The following is a 1,264-nucleotide window of genomic DNA, read 5'->3' as shown; positions in this document are numbered from 1 at the left end:
TGTGGCGAAGCGGGGTTAATGTAAAGAGTCACAATCAAGAATACACGCGATTCTGCGGTTACTTAAAAGATTGCAAAGTATGCCCACTGCAACAGCAATGCATGCGAAAGCCACCAATAAAAACAGGGCGGCAAGTACAGTTTAAAAATGATGAATCACGTAAAAAGCTAAGCTATATCGACAAAATGAAAGTTAAAATAGACAGTCCAATGGGGCGACGGCAGTACAGCAGACGACTTGGATGTATAGAGCCCGTGTTCGGGAATATTACAGTCAATAAAGGCATGAACAAATTGACCTTACGCGGACAAACGAAAGTGAATGCGCAATGGCAGCAGTATTGCCTTGTTCATAATCTAGAAAAGCTGAGAAACACGATACATTAATAAGGGTAACCCCTTATCACCTTAAATAAGCCACTTAAACACCTGTCATACCTTCCAAAACGCCCATTAAAACAACACCAAATCCTCTTTTTATATTTTCACGTGAAAGTCAGTTGTCGATTGAATCAAAATAGGAACTCAGCTATGGTTGAAGCATCAATAAAAATAAATTAAAAACGAGTTATTCTACAGGCTCGTTATAAGCTCAGGGTAGCTTGGTTTTACTTGCAAGCTTTATAATGTTTGAAACATCAGAAGGCTGTATTTTTGCAGTAGTTAAAACTACAGAACACCAGAGAATTAGTATAAGAGCAATTATTAAAAAAATGTAAGTGAGTGAACTTTCATTTAAAGCCAAGAATATGGCCGATAACAGAGATAATAAACCAGTTGAGAATATGAGGTAACACAATAAGATGCGATGCTTTTGAATAATAGTCATAGAGTTACCTAAGTTTAAAAATGAAAAATGCTTTTGGCTTTTGCATTGCTACCGCCTATCAAATCGCGGTTTTCAACTTTTATACTTGGTTCCTTACGTAGACTATTTCCGAAGATTGTCCTCCATTGGTTCCTGAGTAAGTTGGCTTTCTAGAAGCAGAAATAATCTTAACTAATTGAAAGTTAGACGTCAATAGCTTATAACAAAGCAATTATAAGCGGACAAATTTTACTGTGCCGATTTTTGCTAATCCGCTTCGCGGGCAAAAAACAACCCAGCAAAATTTGCCGTATATTGCGGCGTTGTGGCTGTAGAATTACTCTTTTTAGGAACTGGTTCTGCACATTTGACTTGATTGCTTTTTAACCTTGAATCCACTGGGTTACTGTGATCTAATAGATATTATTCACCCACGGTAAACTGTTATGGCCAACTA

At 37.3% G+C, this 1,264-nt stretch carries 1 protein-coding gene; it reads left to right on the top strand.

All coding sequences use genetic code 11. The annotated features are described in order from the left end of the window. On the top strand, positions 1-386 hold a 386-nt coding region (locus HJP15_RS21575), incomplete at its 5' end, for a transposase (protein WP_170174630.1). Between the last annotated feature and the right edge of the window lie 878 nt (positions 387-1,264).

The organism is Pseudoalteromonas sp. NEC-BIFX-2020_002 (genome assembly GCF_013002825.1).
In the GTDB taxonomy this organism is placed as follows: domain Bacteria; phylum Pseudomonadota; class Gammaproteobacteria; order Enterobacterales; family Alteromonadaceae; genus Pseudoalteromonas; species Pseudoalteromonas neustonica.
This window is presented reverse-complemented; position numbering and strand designations above follow the sequence as displayed.